This window comes from Salinibaculum sp. SYNS191, from assembly GCF_037338445.1.
Classification (GTDB): Archaea; Halobacteriota; Halobacteria; order Halobacteriales; family Haloarculaceae; genus Salinibaculum; species Salinibaculum marinum.
The window spans coordinates 260,635-277,842 of record NZ_CP147838.1 but is presented as its reverse complement, the minus strand read 5'-3'; the positions used below and the strand labels follow the sequence as shown (position 1 = coordinate 277,842).

The window sequence follows — 17,208 nt, the reverse complement described above, 5'->3', positions numbered from 1 at the left end:
GGGAGCGGGTGGCGGTCTCAGGCCGTCCACTCGTCCGGTTTGGTGTCGTAGTCGATGTCCGTCGCGGCGAGGTGTTCGACCTCCTCCCAGTCGAGTTCGCGCTCGCTGAAGTCCATCCCGTCGAAGCTGATGAGGCGGCCGCGCTCGGTCGGTTCGGGTTCGCGGTCCCGCCGCCGGGCCACCTCGACGTCGTGCTCGTCGTACTCCTTGACGATGGTGCGGATGTTCACCGGGCGGCCCCACAGTTCGAACACCCGTTCCAGGGTGTCCTTGGCCTGCTCTATATCCAGACTGACGCCGTTGTACTGGTGGTCCAGCAGGAGTTCGTTGCGGTTCTCGTAGTTCCCGTCGGCGACGACGACCGTCGGCTTCCCGAAGTTGGTAAAGCGCAACATCAGCTTCTTCTTCACGTCGCGGTGGTCCGTGGACGTGACGCGGTAGTCGTTCGACGCGCGCATGTACTCGTAGGTGAAGTACTCGTTGGCGTCGACGAACTCCTGGGTGAGGAACTCGTCTAGGAAGGTCACGTCGTTGTGGCTCTCGCGGACCTCCCGCATCCGGTCCCAGCCGACCGTGTAGTCGACGTCTTCGAGCGCTTCCTCGACGCTCCCGTAGCGGGCGTCGTCGAACATGTACCGCGAGATGCGCTCCAGTTCCCCCTGGCTGATGTGGCCGAGGAAGCCCCGGTACTGGGGCTTGACCAGCGAGTAGTGTCGTTCCGCCATGCCCTCGTAGGTAAGTACCTTCCAGGGATACTCCGCGACGTCGAGGTCGCCGGCTTTCGCCCGCGCCAGCGCCTCGGCGTCGACGCGGGGGTCCTCCGGGTCTAACGCCTCCAGGTCGTCGGCGTCGATGGCGTCGACCATCGGGTCCGGTTCGAGCCGTTCGACCACGTCCCTGAAGTCGACGGTGTCGTGGAAGTTGCGCCAGGTCAACCCCTCGACGCGGAGCAGTAGTTCGGCGACGTGGCGGCGGTTCTCCGTGTTCTCGACGTACTCCCAGAGTTCGAGGCCGAGGCTGTAGGGGTTGAACCCGGGCGAGCCCAGAACCTGGCTCATGTGGTCGGCGTAGGTGACGAACTCGTCGGCGCCGGCGAAGTTCTCGTCGGCCATCATCAGCGACTCCCAGTAGGAGGCCCACCCCTCGTTCATCACCTTCGTCATCTTCTGGGGCGCGAAGTAGTACGCCTCCCGCCGGAGCATCTCTAAGATGTCCCGCTGCCAGTCGGTCATCTCGACGGCCTTGCCCGCGTCGTCGTCGTACTGCTTGCCGTGCTTGCGCAGGAAGCCGAGGACGTCCTTCCACGGCTCTGCGGGGAAGGAGACGGGCGCGTCGTCGTCGCGCTGTGCCTCCAGCCACTCGTCGTCGAACACCTGCCGGCGGACCTCCTCGGAGAGGTCGAGGTCCGACAGGTCCGCCTCGATGTCGGCCGCCTCGAACTCCGGCACCTCCTCGTCGAGGTCGATGGGTTCGTAGGGGCGGTGCTGGTTGACGTTGTCCTCCAGGCAGAGGACGTGGTCTATCCACCGCTCGACGTCCGCCCGGTCTATCTCCGGGTCCTGCATGTGCTCACGGATGGCGTCCGCGTGGCGGGCCAGCATCGCGGCCGCGTCCGGGTCGTCGGCGAACAGGCCGAACCACTCGTTGTTGTTGAAGAAGTCGGCGTGGGCCTCGACGTGGGTGATGACCGCCTTCTGGTCGGCCAGGCTGTTCGACACCTGCAGGAAGGCGTGCGAGGGGTTGTCGTTGTTGACGATTTCGAAGGCCTTCCCGCCGAGGAACTGGCCCTGCTTTTGCTGGCGGTCGTACTGCATCCCCCACCGCCAGTGGGGGTAGCGCTGCTGGAACCCGCCGTAGGCGATGAGTTCGTTCATCTCGTCGTAGTCGACGATCCAGTAGTTGACCGGGTACGGGTCCAGTCCCAGTTTCTCGGCGAGGTTGGAGGCCTCCTCGACGGCCTCCTCCAGTTTCTCCGCCTCGCGTTGCATCTCGAACTCGTCTCGCGTGGTCATGCTTCTGCCTCCGTGCTGAGAATCTCGTAGATGGCGCTGGTCACGTCCTCGGGGCTGGAGATGTACGCGACGGCGACGTCGCCTGCCTCACGGAAGTGCCGTTCGACCTCCTCGGCGTGGGTCGCGTTGATGGCGTTGCCCGAGGGCTGTGTCTCCACGTACGCGTGGAGGTTGGCGTCGATGCGCTCCATCAGCGGGATGACGTTCTCCTCGGTGTCGTTGCTGGAGTTCTCGCTGTCGCCCGCCGCGAAGACGTAGCGGTTCCACTCGCTCCAGGGGTACGCCTCGTCCAGGCGCTCCATCGCCAGTTCGTACGCCGAGGAGATGCGCGTCCCGCCGCCCGAGCGGATGCCGAAGAAGTCCTCGCGTTCGACCTCCCAGGCCTCCGCGTCGTGGGCGATGTAGACGAACTCGGCGTGGTCGTACTTGCCCTGGAGGTACCAGTCCAGCGGCGTGAACGTCCGCTCGACGAGTTCGCGCTTCTTCTGGCGCATACTCCCGGAGACGTCGCGGATGTTGACGACGACCACGTTCTTCTCGCGCTCCTTCTCGATTTCGGGGTAGCGGTAGCGCTCGTCCTCCCGGCGGAAGGGAATCTGGTCGACGCCCTCACGGCGGATGCGCTCGGCGGTGGACGTGCGCTCGACGCGCTCCTCCATCTCCTCGATGCTCTCGTACTCGGTGCGCTCGTCCCGGGGAATCTGGTCGTAGGCGTCCTCAAGCCAGGACCGGGAGACGGGGATGTTCTCGCCGCGGGCCCACTCGAAGACCGCGTCCGGGCCCCAGCCCTCGACTTTCAGCGCCTCGCGGACGAAGTCGCGGTCGAAGTCCATCGCGAGCTTTCGCTTCAGCCCCTGCTTGAACAGCCGCTCGAAGTCCAGCGTCGACGTCGGCCCGGACCGGGTGATGTCCGTGAAGTCGCCCTCGACTTCCTCGACGACCTTCTTGCCCTTCGGGTCCAGGTCCAGTCCCAGCTCCTCGTCGAGTTCCTGGGCGAACTCCTCGGGGTCCATCTCGTAGTACTCGTGTTCCCCGCCTTCCTCGCCCGGTTCGCCGTCCTCGTCGCCGTCGTCGGGCTGGGGCTGACCGACCTGGTCGCCCTCCTCGGCGTCGCCCTGGCCGACCCCGCCCATGTCGCGCTGGGCGTAGGCGAACTCCGGGAGGTCGACGATTTTGATGGGAATGCGGACGGAATCGGGACGGCTCTGGCCGAGGTCGCCGTACTGGATGAACTCCGCGAGGTCCTCGCGGCGCTCCTCGCCGACCTCCCGGTACCGCTCGATGTCGTCTTTCAGTCCCATTTGTAACTCACCTGGCTCATGACGTGGCGGCTGGTCAGCTCCGCCGACGCCTCGCTGTAGTCGTACATGTCCTGGAGGTTCTCTATCGTGGATTCCTTCAGCGCGGCCGTCTCGGTGCCGCCGGGCGGATTGTCCCACTGCCGGGGGTCGAAGTCCTCGAAGGTCCGGCGGACGTCCTCCCAGTCGTGGCTCCCGAGGACGGTCCTGATGACCGGTATCTCCTTGGGGTTGACGTCGCTGACGCGGAACTCGTCGTCGCGGTGGTGCCACGCGTGGCGGTTCAGCGCCGTGATTATCTTGTCCGTCCGGAAGTTGCGGACCTGTTCGTGGGGCTTGTCGCCCTCGTAGTCGTCCTCGGTAAAGCGGCCGAGGTGTTCCACCTCGAACACCTTCATCGCCAGCAGGTCCGGTTCCTCCAGCTCGCCGCGCTCGTTCTCTATCTTCTCGCCCTCGGCCCACGCGTAGACGTGCTCGACGTACTCCTCGACAGTCTCCTCGTCGACGCGCTTGTCTCGCATCATCGCGTCGAGCACGTCCTCCTCCTGCCGGGTGAAGATGTGATTTTTCACGGGGACGACCCGCTCCTCGAACTCCGCGGCCTCGGTGTTCGAGAACACGGGAGCGTCGGGCAGTCCGTCCGCCATCGCGTCCAGCACGTCGCGGGGCATGATGACGCCCTCGACGGGCAGGTCCTCGTGGAACCGGTCGGATTCGACGTGCAGCAGGTCCGCGATGGTGTCGCGGGTGTAGGTGACGGGGATGCCGTGGTCGCCGTCGGCCGCGTCGTCGTCGAAGTCGAACTCCTCGATTTCGATGCGCTCGTCGCCCTCCTGCAGGTACCCGCGGTCGAACAGCAGCGCCTTGTCCACCAGGTCCAGGCCACCGGGGACGTCGCTCTTGTCCAGGCGGCTGACGACGCTGTACAGCGCCGCCGCCTCGATGGTGTGGGGCGCGAGTTCGCGTTCGGTCACGGTCCCGCTGCTGTCGCGGACGCTGATGGAGAGCGGTTCGCGTATCCACTCCTCTATCTGGTCCCACGAGGCCGCGGTCCAGACCGACGTCTCGTTGGTCAGTTCCCGGCGCAGCAGTTCCGCCTCCAGCGACCGGTTGGTCAAATACCCGAAGCGGCGCTTGTCCAGCCGCCGCTTGAGTGCCTTCAGCGGGTCCTGGCCCTCGCGGTCGGCGTGCTGATTCAGTTGCGCCTCCAGGTCGGGGTTCGAGATGATGACCAGTTGCGTGTCGATGTCCATCCCGATGCCCTTGTCCAGTTTCACGCGGCCCTCGTCTGGCACGTTCAGGAGCTTCTGGAGCAGGTCGGCGTGCTGGGCGGCGTCCTCGACGACGGTCAGCAGGCCGTTGCCCTGCGAGAGGACGCCGTCGTAGGAGAACGCCTGCGGGTTCTTCCGGCCGCGGGAGTCAAGTTCCCGGAGCATGCCGGCCATCCACGAGCCCACCAGCCGCTCCTTGGGCTGGCCGTCGTCCTCGGAGTGGAGGACGCCGATGCCCTGCCCGATGTCGACCACGAAGTTCTTCACGCGGAGGTGCTGCGGGTCGGTCACCGCGGAGAACAGTTCCGTCTCGCCGTTGCGGCGGTACTGCTCTTCGAGGTGGTCGTACGCCTCGCGGCAGAACGGGTCCAGGTCGCCCTCGACGCGGACGGGGATGTGGTCGTCCAGGCGCTCGTTGAGTTGCGTCACGATGTCCCGGCGGACGCTGTCGGGGAACACCGTCAGCGGGTGCGACTGGACCGGACTCTCGTACCAGTCGTCCTCGTCGGGGACCGACTGGCCGCCGTAGGTCAGGCCGCCGGATTCGCCCGCACCGGCGACGTTCCACTCGACGGTGTACCGGCGGCCCCGCTCGGTCTTCGAGTACTCGCGGAGGCCGTTGATGAGACAGCGCTTGAGTTCGGATTTGCCCGTCGCAGTCGGGCCGTCGAGCCAGATTATCTTCTCCTCCTTGCCCCGGCCGGCCGCGATAGAGCGCAGGTCGTCGACGAAGTTGTTGAGCACGGCAGTGTTGCCGAGGATGGCGTGCTCGCCGTCGTTCCACGGGTCGTCGAAGAAACGGTAGCGCTCTTTCTCCTCGCCCTCCTCGATGACGGTGCGCGTGCCGGCGTCCTCGATGGCGTCGAGCAGGTACTTCGAGGCGTGAGCCGCGCGTTCGGGGTGGTCGAACAGCATCTCGACGTACTCGCCAAGGCTCATCGGGGCCGAGTAGGTCTCGTCGAGCGCCCGGTCCGCCGCGCCGATGAAGTCCTCGCCGCTCACGGTCTTAGTCCTCCATCTCGCTCTTTGCGACCTCGGCACCGGCGAACTCCAGCACCTCCTTGGCACCTTCCTCGGAGTACCCCTGCTCGATGAGCGCGTCTATCCACTGGTTGCGCTCGTCGTCGTCCATCTCGCCGCTGGAGACCAGCGCCGAGAAGTTGATGTTGTGTTTCTTGTCCTCCCAGAGCTTGCGTTCGAGCGCCCGGCGCAGGCGGTCGTTGTCCTGCGGGTCGAACGTCTCTCCCTCGCGGGCGCGCCGCGAGACCCAGTTCGCGACCTCCTGGCGGAAGTCGTCCTTGCGGTCCTCGGGCAGTTCGAGTTTCTCCTCGACAGACCGGAGGAACTGCTCGTCGGGTTCCTGCTCGCGGCCCGTAATCTCGTCCTCGACGGTGTCGTCGTCGATGTAGGCCATGACGTGGTCCATGTACTTCTCGCCCTGGCGCTGTATCTCGTCGATGTCGTATGCCAGCGCGTGGCGCACGTCCTCGATGGCCCGCTCCTTGTACTCCTCGCGCACCATCTCCAGGTAGCGGTAGTAGGTCTCGAACTCGTCCTCGGCGATGGAGCCGTGGTTCTCCAGGTTCTCCTCCAGGTGGTTGAAGGTGGTCAGCGGCGAGAGGAACTGCCGGCTGCGGTGCATCGAGTCCATGATGGCCTCGGCTATCTCGTCGCCGATGAACCGGGGCGAGACGCCGTCCATCCCCTCGCCGATGTCGGCCTTCTCGGCGGCCTCCTCGCGGAGTTTCTTGACGTCGACGTCCTCCGTCTCGTCGATTTCGCCGTTGTAGGCCTTGGCCTTCTGGACCATGTCGACCTTCGTCGCGTCCGGTTCCTCGATGCGGGTGAGGACGCCGAACAGGCCGGCCATCTCCAGGGTGTGGGGCTCGACCTTGATGTCCGGCAGGTCGGCGTTGCGCAGCATCTTCTCGTAGATGTGGGCCTCCTGTGAGTACTGGAGGACGTACGGGAAGTCGATGCGCTTGGTGCGGTCGTTGAACGCCTCCATCTTCTCGTCGCCCTTCTTGTCCCGGTACTCGGGCATGTTCGTCCGGCCGACGATGACCTGGTCGATGTCGATGCGGGGGTTGTTCTTCGGCTTGATGGTCTGCTCCTGCGTCGCGTGCAGGAAGTCGTAGAGGAATTCCCGCTGCAGTTTCAGCAGTTCCTCGCCGGAGAAGATGCCGCGGTTGGCGTTGCAGAACGCCCCCGAATAGTCGAACGCGCGGGGGTCCGACTCGCCGTAGACCGCGATCTTCGAGTAGTTGACGTCGCCGGTCAGTTCCGTCTCGTCCTGGTTCTTCTTGTCCTTCGGCTCGAAGGTCTCGATGCCCTCGCGGCGGTTCTCGTCGGCGACGAAGCGGATGACCTCGACGTGGTTCTCCAGCACCGCCTCCAGGTCGTCGTCGTAGTGACCCAGCAGTTTGTCCATGTAGAACTCGCTGGCGGGGTCCAGCGCCTGCTCGTTGCGGATGGTGTACGGGGCGTCGAGTTCCTCGTTGATTGCCTCGATGACCTTCTTGCGCTGTTTCAGCGGCAGGAGGACGAGCGGGTCCTGGTTCATCGGCGACCGGACGACGTCGTCGGCGGGGTCCTGGTCGGGGATGATGTCACAGAGGTTCGTCCAGCGGAAGGTGTACATCCGGCCCGCGTCGAGGCTCGTGTAGTCCTCGAAGTACCGGCGGACCTGGCGGTCGAAGTCGGACTTCCCGGAGCCGACCGGGCCCAGCAGCAGCTTGATTCGTTTCTCGGGACCCAGCCCGCGCGCGCCGGACTTGACCTTGTTGACGAACTCGTGCATCGCCTCGTGGATGACACGGCCGTAGAAGGTGTTCTCGCCGTCGTGCAGCGGGTCTTCCGAGGCGAGTTTGTACTCGACGACGCCCGCCTCCTCGTCGTACTCTGTGCCGTAGTGGTCGAACATGTCCGCGACCCGCTGGTGGGCGTTTCGGGCAATCTTCGGGTCCTCGTACAGCTGGTCGAGATACCAGTCGAACGTGCGCGCCTCGCGCAGGTCGCCTGGTATCGTGTCCCGATACTCCTGGCTCAACTCTTCGAGAGTCTCCTTGGTACCTGTCATGCTATCACGGTAGGGGTCGTTCGGTGGCGGACGCCCGCGCCGTCCGCGACGCGAACGACGGGTGACCGGCCCGGTCGTGCCCGTCCGGGCGAACGCACACCGAGAGTCGACAGTCGCGACCGGTCGCAACGACCGGTGCGGTCGCTATCGAGCGCTCGATGCACGCATCGCTGGTTTCCGCGACGAGAATCGCGACTGTCGGTGTCGGTGCCTGCATCGCACGCGGGAACCCTGCCGGGCCACCTTGAGTCGGATTCTGGCATGTGCACACATACCAACCACGGGCCTGCAGGATGCAGTCCACGTCGCTGGTAGTCGTCGGCGGAGCACCACCGATACTATTTATCACATGAGTTTTCCATCTATATAAGTCTTCCACCGAGGCCGGCAAATCCGCCCCGCCTTCCGGCCGGCGAAAAGTGCGAAATCAGGTTACGGCAGTCGTCCACGCGCCAGCGACAAAAAGTGCCCACGTGTTTCGTTTATATAAGTAAGCCATGTGTGAACACACACTTTCCACCCGTATCGCGGCACTCTTGACGGGCGGTCACCTACGGGACCTATGAATCAGGAGAACCTGCCGGAGGGTTGGGAGGTATGGAGCGACGAGGGGGCGAAAGTCGTCCTCGCCTTCCGGCCCGACGTCTTCAACGGCGCGGAGATACCGCCGCCGTGCCTGCCCACTATCTACCTGACGAAGGGTCAGCGCGACCGCCGGCCGGGACAGCACCGCCCCGCCCCCGACGACCCGTGGTACGTGACCCTCTTCCTGGAGCCCGACGTGGACAACGGCCAGGAGAGATTCGACAGCCGGGACGACGCCGTCGACGGCGCCGTCGAGACGGCCCGCGCGCTGGCGGACGGGGACATCGACTACCGCGGGCTCTACCAGGTCCCACGGCCCGACTACTTCGAGGCGCTGGACGAACTCACCGGCGGCGAGGAGTGACGTCGACGGGTCGGGGGACTTAATCGGCTCCCCGGCGTACGTGGTCCTATGACTACCGTCACCCTCATCGGAACGCGACTCGCCGAGGCCGGGGTGGAGTTCGTCTACCACGGGGAGTCGAGCGCCTGCGAGGGCTGTCCCTACCGCGACCAGTGTCTCAACCTCACGGAGGGCCACAAGTACAGGGTCGAGAGCGTCCGCGAGGGGGCGAACACGCTCGACTGCGCCGTCCACGACACCGGGGTGACCGCGGTGGAGGTCGAACCCGCACCCATCCGGGTGAACGTCGCCTCGAACACGGCCTTCGCCGGGAGTCGCGCGAGCCTCGAAGGGCCCTGCCCGCACACGAACTGCCCGAGCCACGAGTTCTGCGAGCCCGCGGGCGCGGACTTCGACGAGGAGTATCGCATCGGCGAGGTCGTCGGCGACCCGCCACACGACCACTGCATGCTGGACCGTGACCTGACGCTCGTGGAGTTCGACCCGCCGGTGGACTGAGCCCCGTCGTCAGACGTCGGCCAGCGTCCCGAGGCGCTCGGCCGCGTAGCCGAACACCGTCTCGTAGCCATAGGGCGACATCAACACCGGATAGAACCGCTCCTCGGCGACGATGTCCTCGCCGCCCATCGCCGCGAACGCCTCTCCCTCCTCGACCGCCTGGAAGTTCGCGGCGTACACCTCGTACTCGCGACCGGGCTCCTTCGGTACCCGCCGGTGCAGCCGGAACAGCGGCAGGTCCGTATTCGGCGTGCGCGCCTCCTCCGGCAGCGCCCCCGTGGCACCCAGGAACTCGCGCGCGACCCGGTAGGCGTTCGTCGCGGCCTGGTCCGAGCCCTGGTAGCCACACTCGACCTCGACTGTCCGCGGCAGGGAGGCGAATATCCGACCCCTGTCGAACGAGCCAGCGTCGACGACGGCGTGGACGGTCAGACTCGGGCAGACGTGGCGTTCGAACTCGCCGAGGCCGTTGACGATTGCGAACAGGTCCTCGTAGGACTGGGTGGAGTGCAGCGACAGGATTTCACAGTCCGCGAGTAGCTCCGTCAACTCGGCCGCGAGCCGCTCCTCGTGGGCCTCCGCGGTCGGGTCTCCGGGGAACGACCGGTTCAGGTCGGCGTCGAGGTAACGCTTGCCGGCCGCGACGGCCTCCTCGTTTGCGACGACCAGCGCGACCGGCCGCTGGACGTCCATCTCGTCGTCGACGAGCTGGTCGACGGCGCGCACCCCACAGGGCTCGTCGCCGTGGATGCCACCGACGATAGCGACCTCCGGTTCTCCGTCACCCAGTCGTTCCACCCGCATCTACCAGCCGTTTGCCGGCGCACGGTTGTGTTCGTTGCGGTTCCGGTCAGTTCTCCAGCCCCGGTGGGTGGGAGACTCACCGGCGACCTGCACCGGCCCGGGGCAGAAAGTCTCGCTCGCTCTCGGCACCCCCGAACAGTCCAGACGCGCTCAGTCGAGGCCGTCGGCGTACTCGTAATCCGCCTGTCCCGCGGTCGGGTGCTCGCCGTCCAGTTCGATGGTCCACCCGTCGAGGACCGTCGGGTCGGTCAGCGCGTTTGTGAGCGTAGTCCGAACGCCGAGGACGTCGACGCCGTAGAAGTCGCCCGGGACGCCCTGGAGGTACTGCAGCGCCGTCCGGAACAGCGACCGCATGCCGTCGTCGTTCTCGAAGTCGTAGTGTTTGTACGCGCCGGCGGCGACCTGTACCATCCCGTGGAGGAACTTGCTCTCGGTGGTCCCCCGGCCGTAGTTGTACCACTCGTCCTCGAAGCAGTCGTGGGAATCGTGGTACTCGCCGCTGTTGTACAGCGCGACCCCGTGGACGGTCGCCCGGCGCAGCGTGGCGTGTTCCCACCGCTCGCGCGCCAGGTCCCACCCCGTCGGGTTGGCCGCGGGCGGACCGACGCTCGGGTCGCGCGTGTGGTCGTCCATCGAGAGCCGGTACGAGCGGCGCATCCCTCAATCCGTCGGTGGCCCGTCTACGCCGACTCCACGAAATCGGTGACGGTCCGGCGGACCTCGTCGCCGTGACCGAACACCAGGTGGCCACCGGTCCGGTACGGGCGGAAGGTCGCGTCGGGGATGCGAACGGCCATCCGCTCGACGTCCGCGAACGACGCCAGCGGGTCGTCCTCCGCGTGGAGTATCAGCGTCGGGACGCGCAGCGACTCCAGGTCGTACTCGTCGTCGCGTTCGACCATCGCGGTGTTGGTCACGCGCTCGTCGTTGTAGATGCCCTGTTTGCGCGGTTCCACGGGGAGCAGCGTCTCCAGTAACGCCTCGACGCGGCGCTGCTCCTCGGGCGCGGCGGCGGCGTAGTCGTCGCCGTCGACCCCGAAAAGTTTCAGGAACGCCCACGGCGCGTACGTGACGAGCAGCCAGAACACAGAGTCCCGGAGGATGGCGTGTGGCGGCCCTGTGGCACCCGTTATCTCCCTCTCGCGGGGCGCGGTCGACCCTATCAGCACCAGCGCTCGCGTTCGGTCCGGGTAGTCGAGCGCGAACCTGATTGCGGGTGCCCCGCCCGCCGACGTCCCCACGACGACTGTCTCGTCGACCCCGAGGTGGTCGAGAACGTCCCGGTAAGCCCTGGCCTGCGCTTCCGGGGTGCTGTCGACCGGCAATTCGGAGCCGAGGTAGCCGAACCGTGAGACGCCGATGCAGGCCGTCTCGGCGTCGAAGAGGCTCTGGCCCGTCTGGAGCGCCTGGTCGAACCCGCCGACGATGCCGTGTGCGACCAGCACTGGAATCCCCTCGCCCCGCGTGACGAACTCGACGTCCCCGGCGGCGGTTTCGAGGACGGCACTCCCGGCGTCCTCGACTGCCGCGTAGGCCTCCCGCATGTCCTCTCGGTAGGCGCGGCGCAGTCTCCTCCCGGCCAGCAGGGACCCACCGACGGCAGCACCGGCGAGTGCGACGCGTGCCGCGCGAGCGAGTGCGCTCACGTGTCATCCCCTCCCGGCGCGTCCGGCAGGTGTGCCGAGGACGAGGGCACCGTTGCGCGCACTCCGGCGCTGCGGCGGCCGGGTCTCTCAGTCCGAATCCGCACTCCAGTCTGGACGTCCATCGCTCCCCACGTCCCTGACTAGGTCGCACAGTGACATATACGCAGGCGCTGGGTCTCACCGGGTGAGAAGCGGTCGCGACAGCGGTCAAATCCCGGTCAGGAACAGTTGCACGGCCTTCGGGATGACGACGCTGAGGGCCAGTTGCGACCAGATGCTGAACGTCGCCGGGTACTCGCTCGTCGAACTGACCTCCTCGATGCGCCGTCTGATGTCGTCGACGTCCCCGTCCGCGTCCGCTTTCACGCGGTACTCCTTGACCTTCCAGGGGTCCTCCAGGCAGTCCCGCAGTTGCGCTTCGAGCGCCTGCAGGTTCCGGCGCTTCTCGCGGTGGAGGAACCGGTGGAGCACGAAGACCGCGAATGCGACCGTCAGAATGGTGAGTATCCACACCCCGGTGAAGATGGTCCCGGCCGTGGCGGATATCTCCCACCCCGACACGCCCGGCGCGTACGTGATGAGCGCGTACACGACCAGGCCGACCACGATGAAGTAGTAGGCCTTCTTGATTAGCTCGCCGATGGGTCGGAGCCCGCCGACGCCGTGCGGGTCGAGGAAGTGGATACCGACGTCCGAGCGGTAGAGTCGCCAGGGCGCGACGAACTCGATACCGACGTAGACGACGAAGAACTGGACGAGTATCGGCGCGTACAGGAACGGGAAGACGACCGTGTTCGCCACCACGCCCATCGTCGTGAAGTCGGCGAGGTTGACGTAGGCGCGGAAGAGTTGCAGACCGGCGGCCGCCGCGAAGAGCGCCCACGGCAACCACCCGGGGACGATGTCGCGGAACCGCTCTGGCTCGTCCGCGCGTTCGGCGAGTTTCATCTCCTCGACGGCCTGCAGGTACGACCGGTGGAGGGAGTGGGCACCGTACACCCCACCGATGAGGACGATCGGCTGGAGGAGGAAGTACGGGTTGGTCACGTAGATTGGCGGCGTCCCGAAGACGAGCACGTCGGCCGCCGCCGAGAGGACGGTCCAGGCGACGACCAGTACAGTCGCGTAGACGTACGATGGCGGCACATTCGGGGCGAAGCGGTCGGTGAGAACGCCGAACCCGAGGTAGGTGGCGAACTGGTCCAGCCAGAGGTCCCCACCGCTCGCACCTGGCAGCCAGCTGTCTACCCTCTCATCCGCGACGTCGCTGCCGGGCGTCGGTTGGACGCCGGGTCGTTCGCTGCCCTCCGTCATACGCTACAGTTTCCAGAGTGTCGGTAAATAAACCTGTCCCGCGCCCGGTAGTCTCGCACCCAGCGGCATGTGCCCGGACTGGCCCCGCGCTCGACGTTCTGTCTCACTCGCTCTCGACGCCGGCGTCGTCCTCGGCCGCTGTCTGGACGATTCCCGCTGCCGTCGCGTACTCGAACCACTCCCTGATGAGCGCGTTCGTCGCGATGAAGTACATCGACGAGACCACAAGGAAGAAGACGGACGCAGCGAGCAGTCCCCCGATGTATGAGGCCAGGGGGACGCTGACGAGGTACGCGAGCGACGCACCGACCGTCGTGCCGAGCACGTAGACCATCGGTGAGGGCTTGCTGGTCATAGCAGAAAGGATAGTGCAATGACACATAGTAGTTGGGGCCCTCCCACACGGGTCTCCACCGTCGACGGCTCGCAGGTGGTCAGTCGCCCTCTGCCCACGCCATGACGACGGTGACGACGAGACTCAACCCGGTCAGTGCGGCCGGCGCGAGGCAGTCGTCCACCACCCCCTGGATGTCGAGCGTGGCGTTCAAGGGGGCGAAGATGTTCCCGGGGTAGTGACTGACGATGCAGAGCAGCGTTACTGCCAGGAAGAGGAACGTGAGGCCACCGGTGACGTCTGTCGCTGACGGCATCTGTAGGGGCCGAGGAGGGACAGGGTAATAGTCTTGTTCACCGACAGCGAGTCCCGTCGACTCCATTATTTATCAATGAAATAACCACTGTGGCCGAGATTCAGATGTGAGAACGGGGGAGTGCGACAGCGTCCTGCGATTGAGCCCATATGTGGAATTCATGATACTGCACGCTGAATTTAAATAACCGTTCTCCGAACATCTTCGACATGGAGAGCCCACCAGTCGCTCGCCGTGTCGTCACGAACGTGGCCGACACCAGGGGCGTTCGACCGACTGAACTCACGCCCATCAGCGACGCTATCGACCCCGAGAGTCTCGATACGCTGTTCCCTGCACCGACGGACTCCACGCGGACCCTCCAGTTTGCGTACGAGGGGTACCAGGTCACCGTCGACCACGACGGTGCGATCACTGTCCGGCCGCTGCCCGAGTAACCGCGAGTAACGCGGGGGTGCGGACGCTGGGGGCGACGTACTCGCGACGGGGGATGCTCCCGCTTCCAGGGGGCCGTCCGAATCCATCACTTTCTTGTTGTGTTTCTCGAATTGTCTAGTAGAGCCGCCCTGATTTGGCTCTGTGAAAGTATGGACATCGAGAAGTTCCAGCAAGCACACGCCCCCACGGAAAGCGACGAACCGTTCCAGCTAGAGAACAGCTACACGCTCGACGTCGCCGTCGACGGCTCGATGATGGCGAAAGTCGGCTCGATGATCGCCTACACCGGCGACCTCTCGTTCACCGGGAAAGCGTCGGCAGAAGGCGGCATCAGCGGCCTCATCAAAGAGGCCGCGTCCGGCGAGGGAACGCCCGTCATGACCGTCGAAGGCGACGGTCACGTCTACCTCGCCGACCAGCAGAAGAAGGTCCAGGTCCTCGAACTGGACCCGGGAGAGTCGGTCACGGTCAACGGCGAAGACATCCTCGCGTTCGAGTCCGACATCTCCTACGAGATTAGTTCGATCGACAGTCTCGCAGGGTCCTTCGCAGGCGGACTCACCAACGTCTACCTCGAAGGTCCGGGATACGTCGCCCTCACCACCCACGGCGACCCGCTCGTACTCACCCCGCCGGTCTCGACGGACCCGAGCGCAACCGTCGCCTGGAGCGACACCTCCCCGAACGTCCAGGTCAACAAGAACCTCTCCGACATGATCGGCCAGGAGTCCGGCGAGCGGTTCCAGATGGACTTCACCGGCGAGGACGGCTTCGTCGTGGTCCAGCCCTACGAGGAATTCGCCTGAAAAGCGACGGACGAACGCACGTCACCACCTGCATTTTTTGCACTGTCCGGCCCCGACAGCGACGTGTCTTTCGTCGGCCCAGTGTACGCAGGACGGCGGAGTGAGTCGGGCGAGGGATGAAAGCGCCCCACGCTCCCCGCCGTCCCGGTGCCGCAGTGTGCGGCATCCCGGACTCAGACTGTCCGGGCAGATAGACCCGGGAGACTGTTCCGGGGGAGTAGAGAGCGTCTTCGAGTAGCTACACCGTCTGTGAAGTGTTTTCGCGAACTGGTACCGCCGCCAGCGACGCCGAAGTTCGGTGCAACGAGCCGTTGAAGACGCCGAAGGAGCGCCAGTCGGAACCGGACGACCGGTCGCTGTCCGCTCGCTGCTCTCTGGGCGCGGACGCTCGAAAAGTCCGAACGGGTCTCAGTCGTCGAGCCAGATGGCGAGTTGCACCTCGTCGACGAGCTCGTCGTCGATTCGATAGTGGCCTTCCCGCGTCGATTCGACCGACCAGCCCTCCGCTTCGAGGAACGCGATTGCCCGGTCGTTCGTCGCCGGCAGGTTCTGGTAGACTTTGGCGTAGCCGTGACCGCTGGCCCACTCCAGACCGCTCTCCATGAGCGTGGACCCGAGCCCGTTGCCGCGGTACTCCTCCAGGATGCCCAGCGTCAGCGTCGCCGTGTGGCCCATCTTCGGGGCTTTCGTGCCGCCGACGTGGAGCCAGCCGACGATGTCGTCGCTCACCGTGGCGACGAAGAACACCCTGTCCTCGCTCTCGTTGTGGCGCAGGAGGACGTCCTCGCGCGTGACCTCCTCCGCGAGGCGGCCGGCGACGACGTAGCTGTCCACGGACGCGACGGTCTCGATGACGCCGACGATGCCCGTGATGTCTTCCTGCCGGGCCGGCCGGACAGTCGCCTCCACACCGTCGAGGTCGACGGTTCGCGCGTCGTCGTCGACCGGGAGCGCGACCCGGAGTTTCCCGTCGCGTTCCTCCAGGTGGCCGTCGCGTTTGAGAATCGAGACGTGATGGTCGAACTCCTCCGTCGACAGCGGGACGGACGGTTCGAGTCCCGACCCGGACCGCGCCGGTTTCGACCCGGTCTCCGGCCGGACCAGGACGTTCGTTCGCGCCGTCTCCCGCTCGACGGCCCCGTTGCGCTCGACGTACTCGAATATCTGCCGACGGTGAACGTGCTCGAACTGCGCCGCGTCGCTCATGGGCCTAGAGTCACCTGTCGTCTTCATAGTCTTTCGTGTTGTCAGACGAACACGAGACGGAAGCGCCCGGGACGGCCACGGGAGTTCACCCGAGGGTAGAGAACTGGTGTGAAAGGGATGAACCGCGGCCGGGAAAAGTGGGCCGCGGTGCCGCCCTGAATAGGTCCCCGCTGACGCTTCGGCCCTCCAAGTCGAAGCGTCACTAGATGTTCCGGGACCCATCCAAGTTAAATGTGGTGGAAACGCGGGCGGCGGCACCGTCCGTCTCGCCTCACGTCCACTACCTGTCTAGCTGCTAGTGGATGTCTGACACAGTTTTATGGTGCGCTCACTGCCTATACAGGGGTGAGTATGTTCGAATCGGCCCCACGCGAGGAAAGGCTGACCGTCCTGGCGGCGGTGGCCTTCGTCCTGAGCGTCGGAGTAGCGACCACGCTCCGGTCGGCCGGGGTCGCTTCGCTTCTGCTCCTGGCCCTGACCGCGCACGCATTCGTGTTCCTGTACGTCCGGAACTGAGCGGACGAGGGCACCGGGACCGCCATCTCGCGGCGGACGGGCAGTTCGACCGGCCGTCACTCCCGGGTCACGAACGCCCGGGTACAGTGGTCTGCTGTCCCGCCGGACCTTTCAGTCCCCTCATGCGACGCTCGTACTATCACCGCTGTGTGAAGTCGTCGCCCGACAGTCGTTGCTGTCGCCGTCCGTCGGTCCGTATCGAGGTGCGGGAGCCTGCACGGGCTGTCTGGGACGACGGGTACCCGCTGCTTCCGACGGGAGTCCGGGACACTTCGGAGCCAGCCGAAGGAGACTGACCGGTGACAGGTCGGTGCGAGGGGACAGTATCAGCGGCATAGTATTAACAACCAGGATAAACTATCTTCTAGTGGACCATGTACGACTTGACTGGATTCCAGCGCGACCTCCTGTACGTCATTGCCGGCAAGGACGAGCCACACGGGCTGGCAATCAAGGAAGAACTCGAAGAGTACTACGAGAAGGAGATCCACCACGGACGGTTGTATCCCAATCTAGATACGCTCGTGGACAAGGGACTCGTCGAGAAGGGACAGCGCGACCGCAGGACCAACGACTACAAGATGACGAGGCGTGGCCGCCGGGAAATCGAGGCGCGACGCGAGTGGGAGGACCAGTACCTGGAGAACGCGGGACTGTCGGTCTGACCGGCAGCGACGCGTGCCGTCGGGACCGCCTCGTCGGGACGGACGATGGACAGACC

Annotated in this window: 17 protein-coding genes; 6 read left to right on the top strand and 11 right to left on the bottom strand. The window is 65.6% G+C overall.

From position 1 onward, the window contains the following. Nucleotides 1-17: 17 nt before the first annotated feature. The 4 genes from WDJ57_RS01505 to WDJ57_RS01490 are packed head-to-tail and all read right to left on the bottom strand — an operon-like array spanning nt 18 to nt 7,660. Nucleotides 18-2,012 (bottom strand): SpoVR family protein, encoded by a 1,995-nt coding sequence (locus WDJ57_RS01505; protein ID WP_338903228.1) that lies wholly within the window; start codon nt 2,010-2,012, stop codon nt 18-20. Further along, nucleotides 2,009-3,313, bottom strand: coding sequence for a YeaH/YhbH family protein (locus WDJ57_RS01500; protein WP_338903226.1), 1,305 nt, complete (start codon nt 3,311-3,313; stop codon nt 2,009-2,011). Before WDJ57_RS01500 ends, WDJ57_RS01505 begins: the two co-directional genes overlap by 4 nt. Then, on the bottom strand, nt 3,304-5,583 hold the full coding sequence (locus WDJ57_RS01495; RefSeq protein WP_338903224.1) for a PrkA family serine protein kinase: 2,280 nt from the start codon (nt 5,581-5,583) through the stop codon (nt 3,304-3,306). Before WDJ57_RS01495 ends, WDJ57_RS01500 begins: the two co-directional genes overlap by 10 nt. A gap of 4 nt (nt 5,584-5,587) precedes the next feature. Continuing rightward, complete coding sequence (locus tag WDJ57_RS01490; RefSeq protein WP_338903222.1) at nt 5,588-7,660, bottom strand: PrkA family serine protein kinase; 2,073 nt, start codon at nt 7,658-7,660, stop codon at nt 5,588-5,590. A 562-nt stretch (nt 7,661-8,222) separates the two neighbouring features. Here WDJ57_RS01490 and WDJ57_RS01485 point away from each other — a divergent pair. Both WDJ57_RS01485 and WDJ57_RS01480 read left to right on the top strand, forming a co-directional pair. Next, nucleotides 8,223-8,609 carry a DUF5820 family protein gene (locus WDJ57_RS01485; RefSeq protein ID WP_338903221.1) on the top strand — a complete coding sequence of 129 codons (387 nt, stop codon included), beginning with the start codon at nt 8,223-8,225 and terminating at the stop codon, nt 8,607-8,609. Nucleotides 8,610-8,657: 48 nt separating this feature from the next. Further along, nucleotides 8,658-9,107, top strand: coding sequence for a UPF0179 family protein (locus WDJ57_RS01480; RefSeq protein ID WP_338903220.1), 450 nt, complete (start codon nt 8,658-8,660; stop codon nt 9,105-9,107). A gap of 9 nt (nt 9,108-9,116) precedes the next feature. Here the strand turns inward: WDJ57_RS01480 and WDJ57_RS01475 are convergent, their stop codons facing one another. From WDJ57_RS01475 to WDJ57_RS01450, 6 genes are all read right to left on the bottom strand, one after another. Continuing rightward, complete coding sequence (locus tag WDJ57_RS01475) at nt 9,117-9,911, bottom strand: succinylglutamate desuccinylase/aspartoacylase domain-containing protein (RefSeq protein WP_338903218.1); 795 nt, start codon at nt 9,909-9,911, stop codon at nt 9,117-9,119. Between the two features lie 150 nt (nt 9,912-10,061). Further along, the gene (locus WDJ57_RS01470) at nt 10,062-10,544 is read right to left on the bottom strand and encodes a DUF309 domain-containing protein (RefSeq protein WP_338906229.1); all 483 of its coding nucleotides are present in this window, start codon (nt 10,542-10,544) and stop codon (nt 10,062-10,064) included. A gap of 47 nt (nt 10,545-10,591) precedes the next feature. Further along, nucleotides 10,592-11,557, bottom strand: a complete 966-nt coding sequence (locus WDJ57_RS01465) for an alpha/beta fold hydrolase (protein WP_338903215.1) — start codon at nt 11,555-11,557, stop codon at nt 10,592-10,594. Between the two features lie 207 nt (nt 11,558-11,764). Continuing rightward, entirely contained in the window at nt 11,765-12,871 is a 1,107-nt protein-coding gene (locus tag WDJ57_RS01460) for a hypothetical protein (RefSeq protein ID WP_338903212.1), read from the bottom strand. 103 nt (nt 12,872-12,974) lie between these two features. After that, entirely contained in the window at nt 12,975-13,226 is a 252-nt protein-coding gene (locus WDJ57_RS01455) for a hypothetical protein (RefSeq protein WP_338903211.1), read from the bottom strand. 79 nt (nt 13,227-13,305) lie between these two features. Next, on the bottom strand, nt 13,306-13,521 hold the full coding sequence (locus tag WDJ57_RS01450; RefSeq protein ID WP_338903209.1) for a hypothetical protein: 216 nt from the start codon (nt 13,519-13,521) through the stop codon (nt 13,306-13,308). 209 nt (nt 13,522-13,730) lie between these two features. Between WDJ57_RS01450 and WDJ57_RS01445 the strand changes: the two genes are divergently transcribed. Together WDJ57_RS01445 and WDJ57_RS01440 are read left to right on the top strand one after the other, a co-directional pair. Continuing rightward, a complete protein-coding gene (locus WDJ57_RS01445) occupies nt 13,731-13,958 on the top strand; it encodes a HalOD1 output domain-containing protein (RefSeq protein ID WP_338903207.1) in 228 nt (75 codons plus the stop codon). Between the two features lie 150 nt (nt 13,959-14,108). Further along, on the top strand, nt 14,109-14,765 hold the full coding sequence (locus WDJ57_RS01440; protein ID WP_338903205.1) for an AIM24 family protein: 657 nt from the start codon (nt 14,109-14,111) through the stop codon (nt 14,763-14,765). 408 nt (nt 14,766-15,173) lie between these two features. Here WDJ57_RS01440 and WDJ57_RS01435 read toward each other — a convergent pair whose 3' ends face one another. After that, nucleotides 15,174-15,971 carry a GNAT family N-acetyltransferase gene (locus WDJ57_RS01435; protein ID WP_338903203.1) on the bottom strand — a complete coding sequence of 266 codons (798 nt, stop codon included), beginning with the start codon at nt 15,969-15,971 and terminating at the stop codon, nt 15,174-15,176. A 351-nt stretch (nt 15,972-16,322) separates the two neighbouring features. On the opposite strand from WDJ57_RS01435, the gene WDJ57_RS01430 reads away from it, so the two are divergent. Then, nucleotides 16,323-16,487 (top strand): hypothetical protein, encoded by a 165-nt coding sequence (locus tag WDJ57_RS01430; protein WP_338903201.1) that lies wholly within the window; start codon nt 16,323-16,325, stop codon nt 16,485-16,487. Between the two features lie 374 nt (nt 16,488-16,861). Next, complete coding sequence (locus WDJ57_RS01425) at nt 16,862-17,152, top strand: PadR family transcriptional regulator (RefSeq protein ID WP_338903199.1); 291 nt, start codon at nt 16,862-16,864, stop codon at nt 17,150-17,152. Nucleotides 17,153-17,208 lie beyond the last annotated feature (56 nt).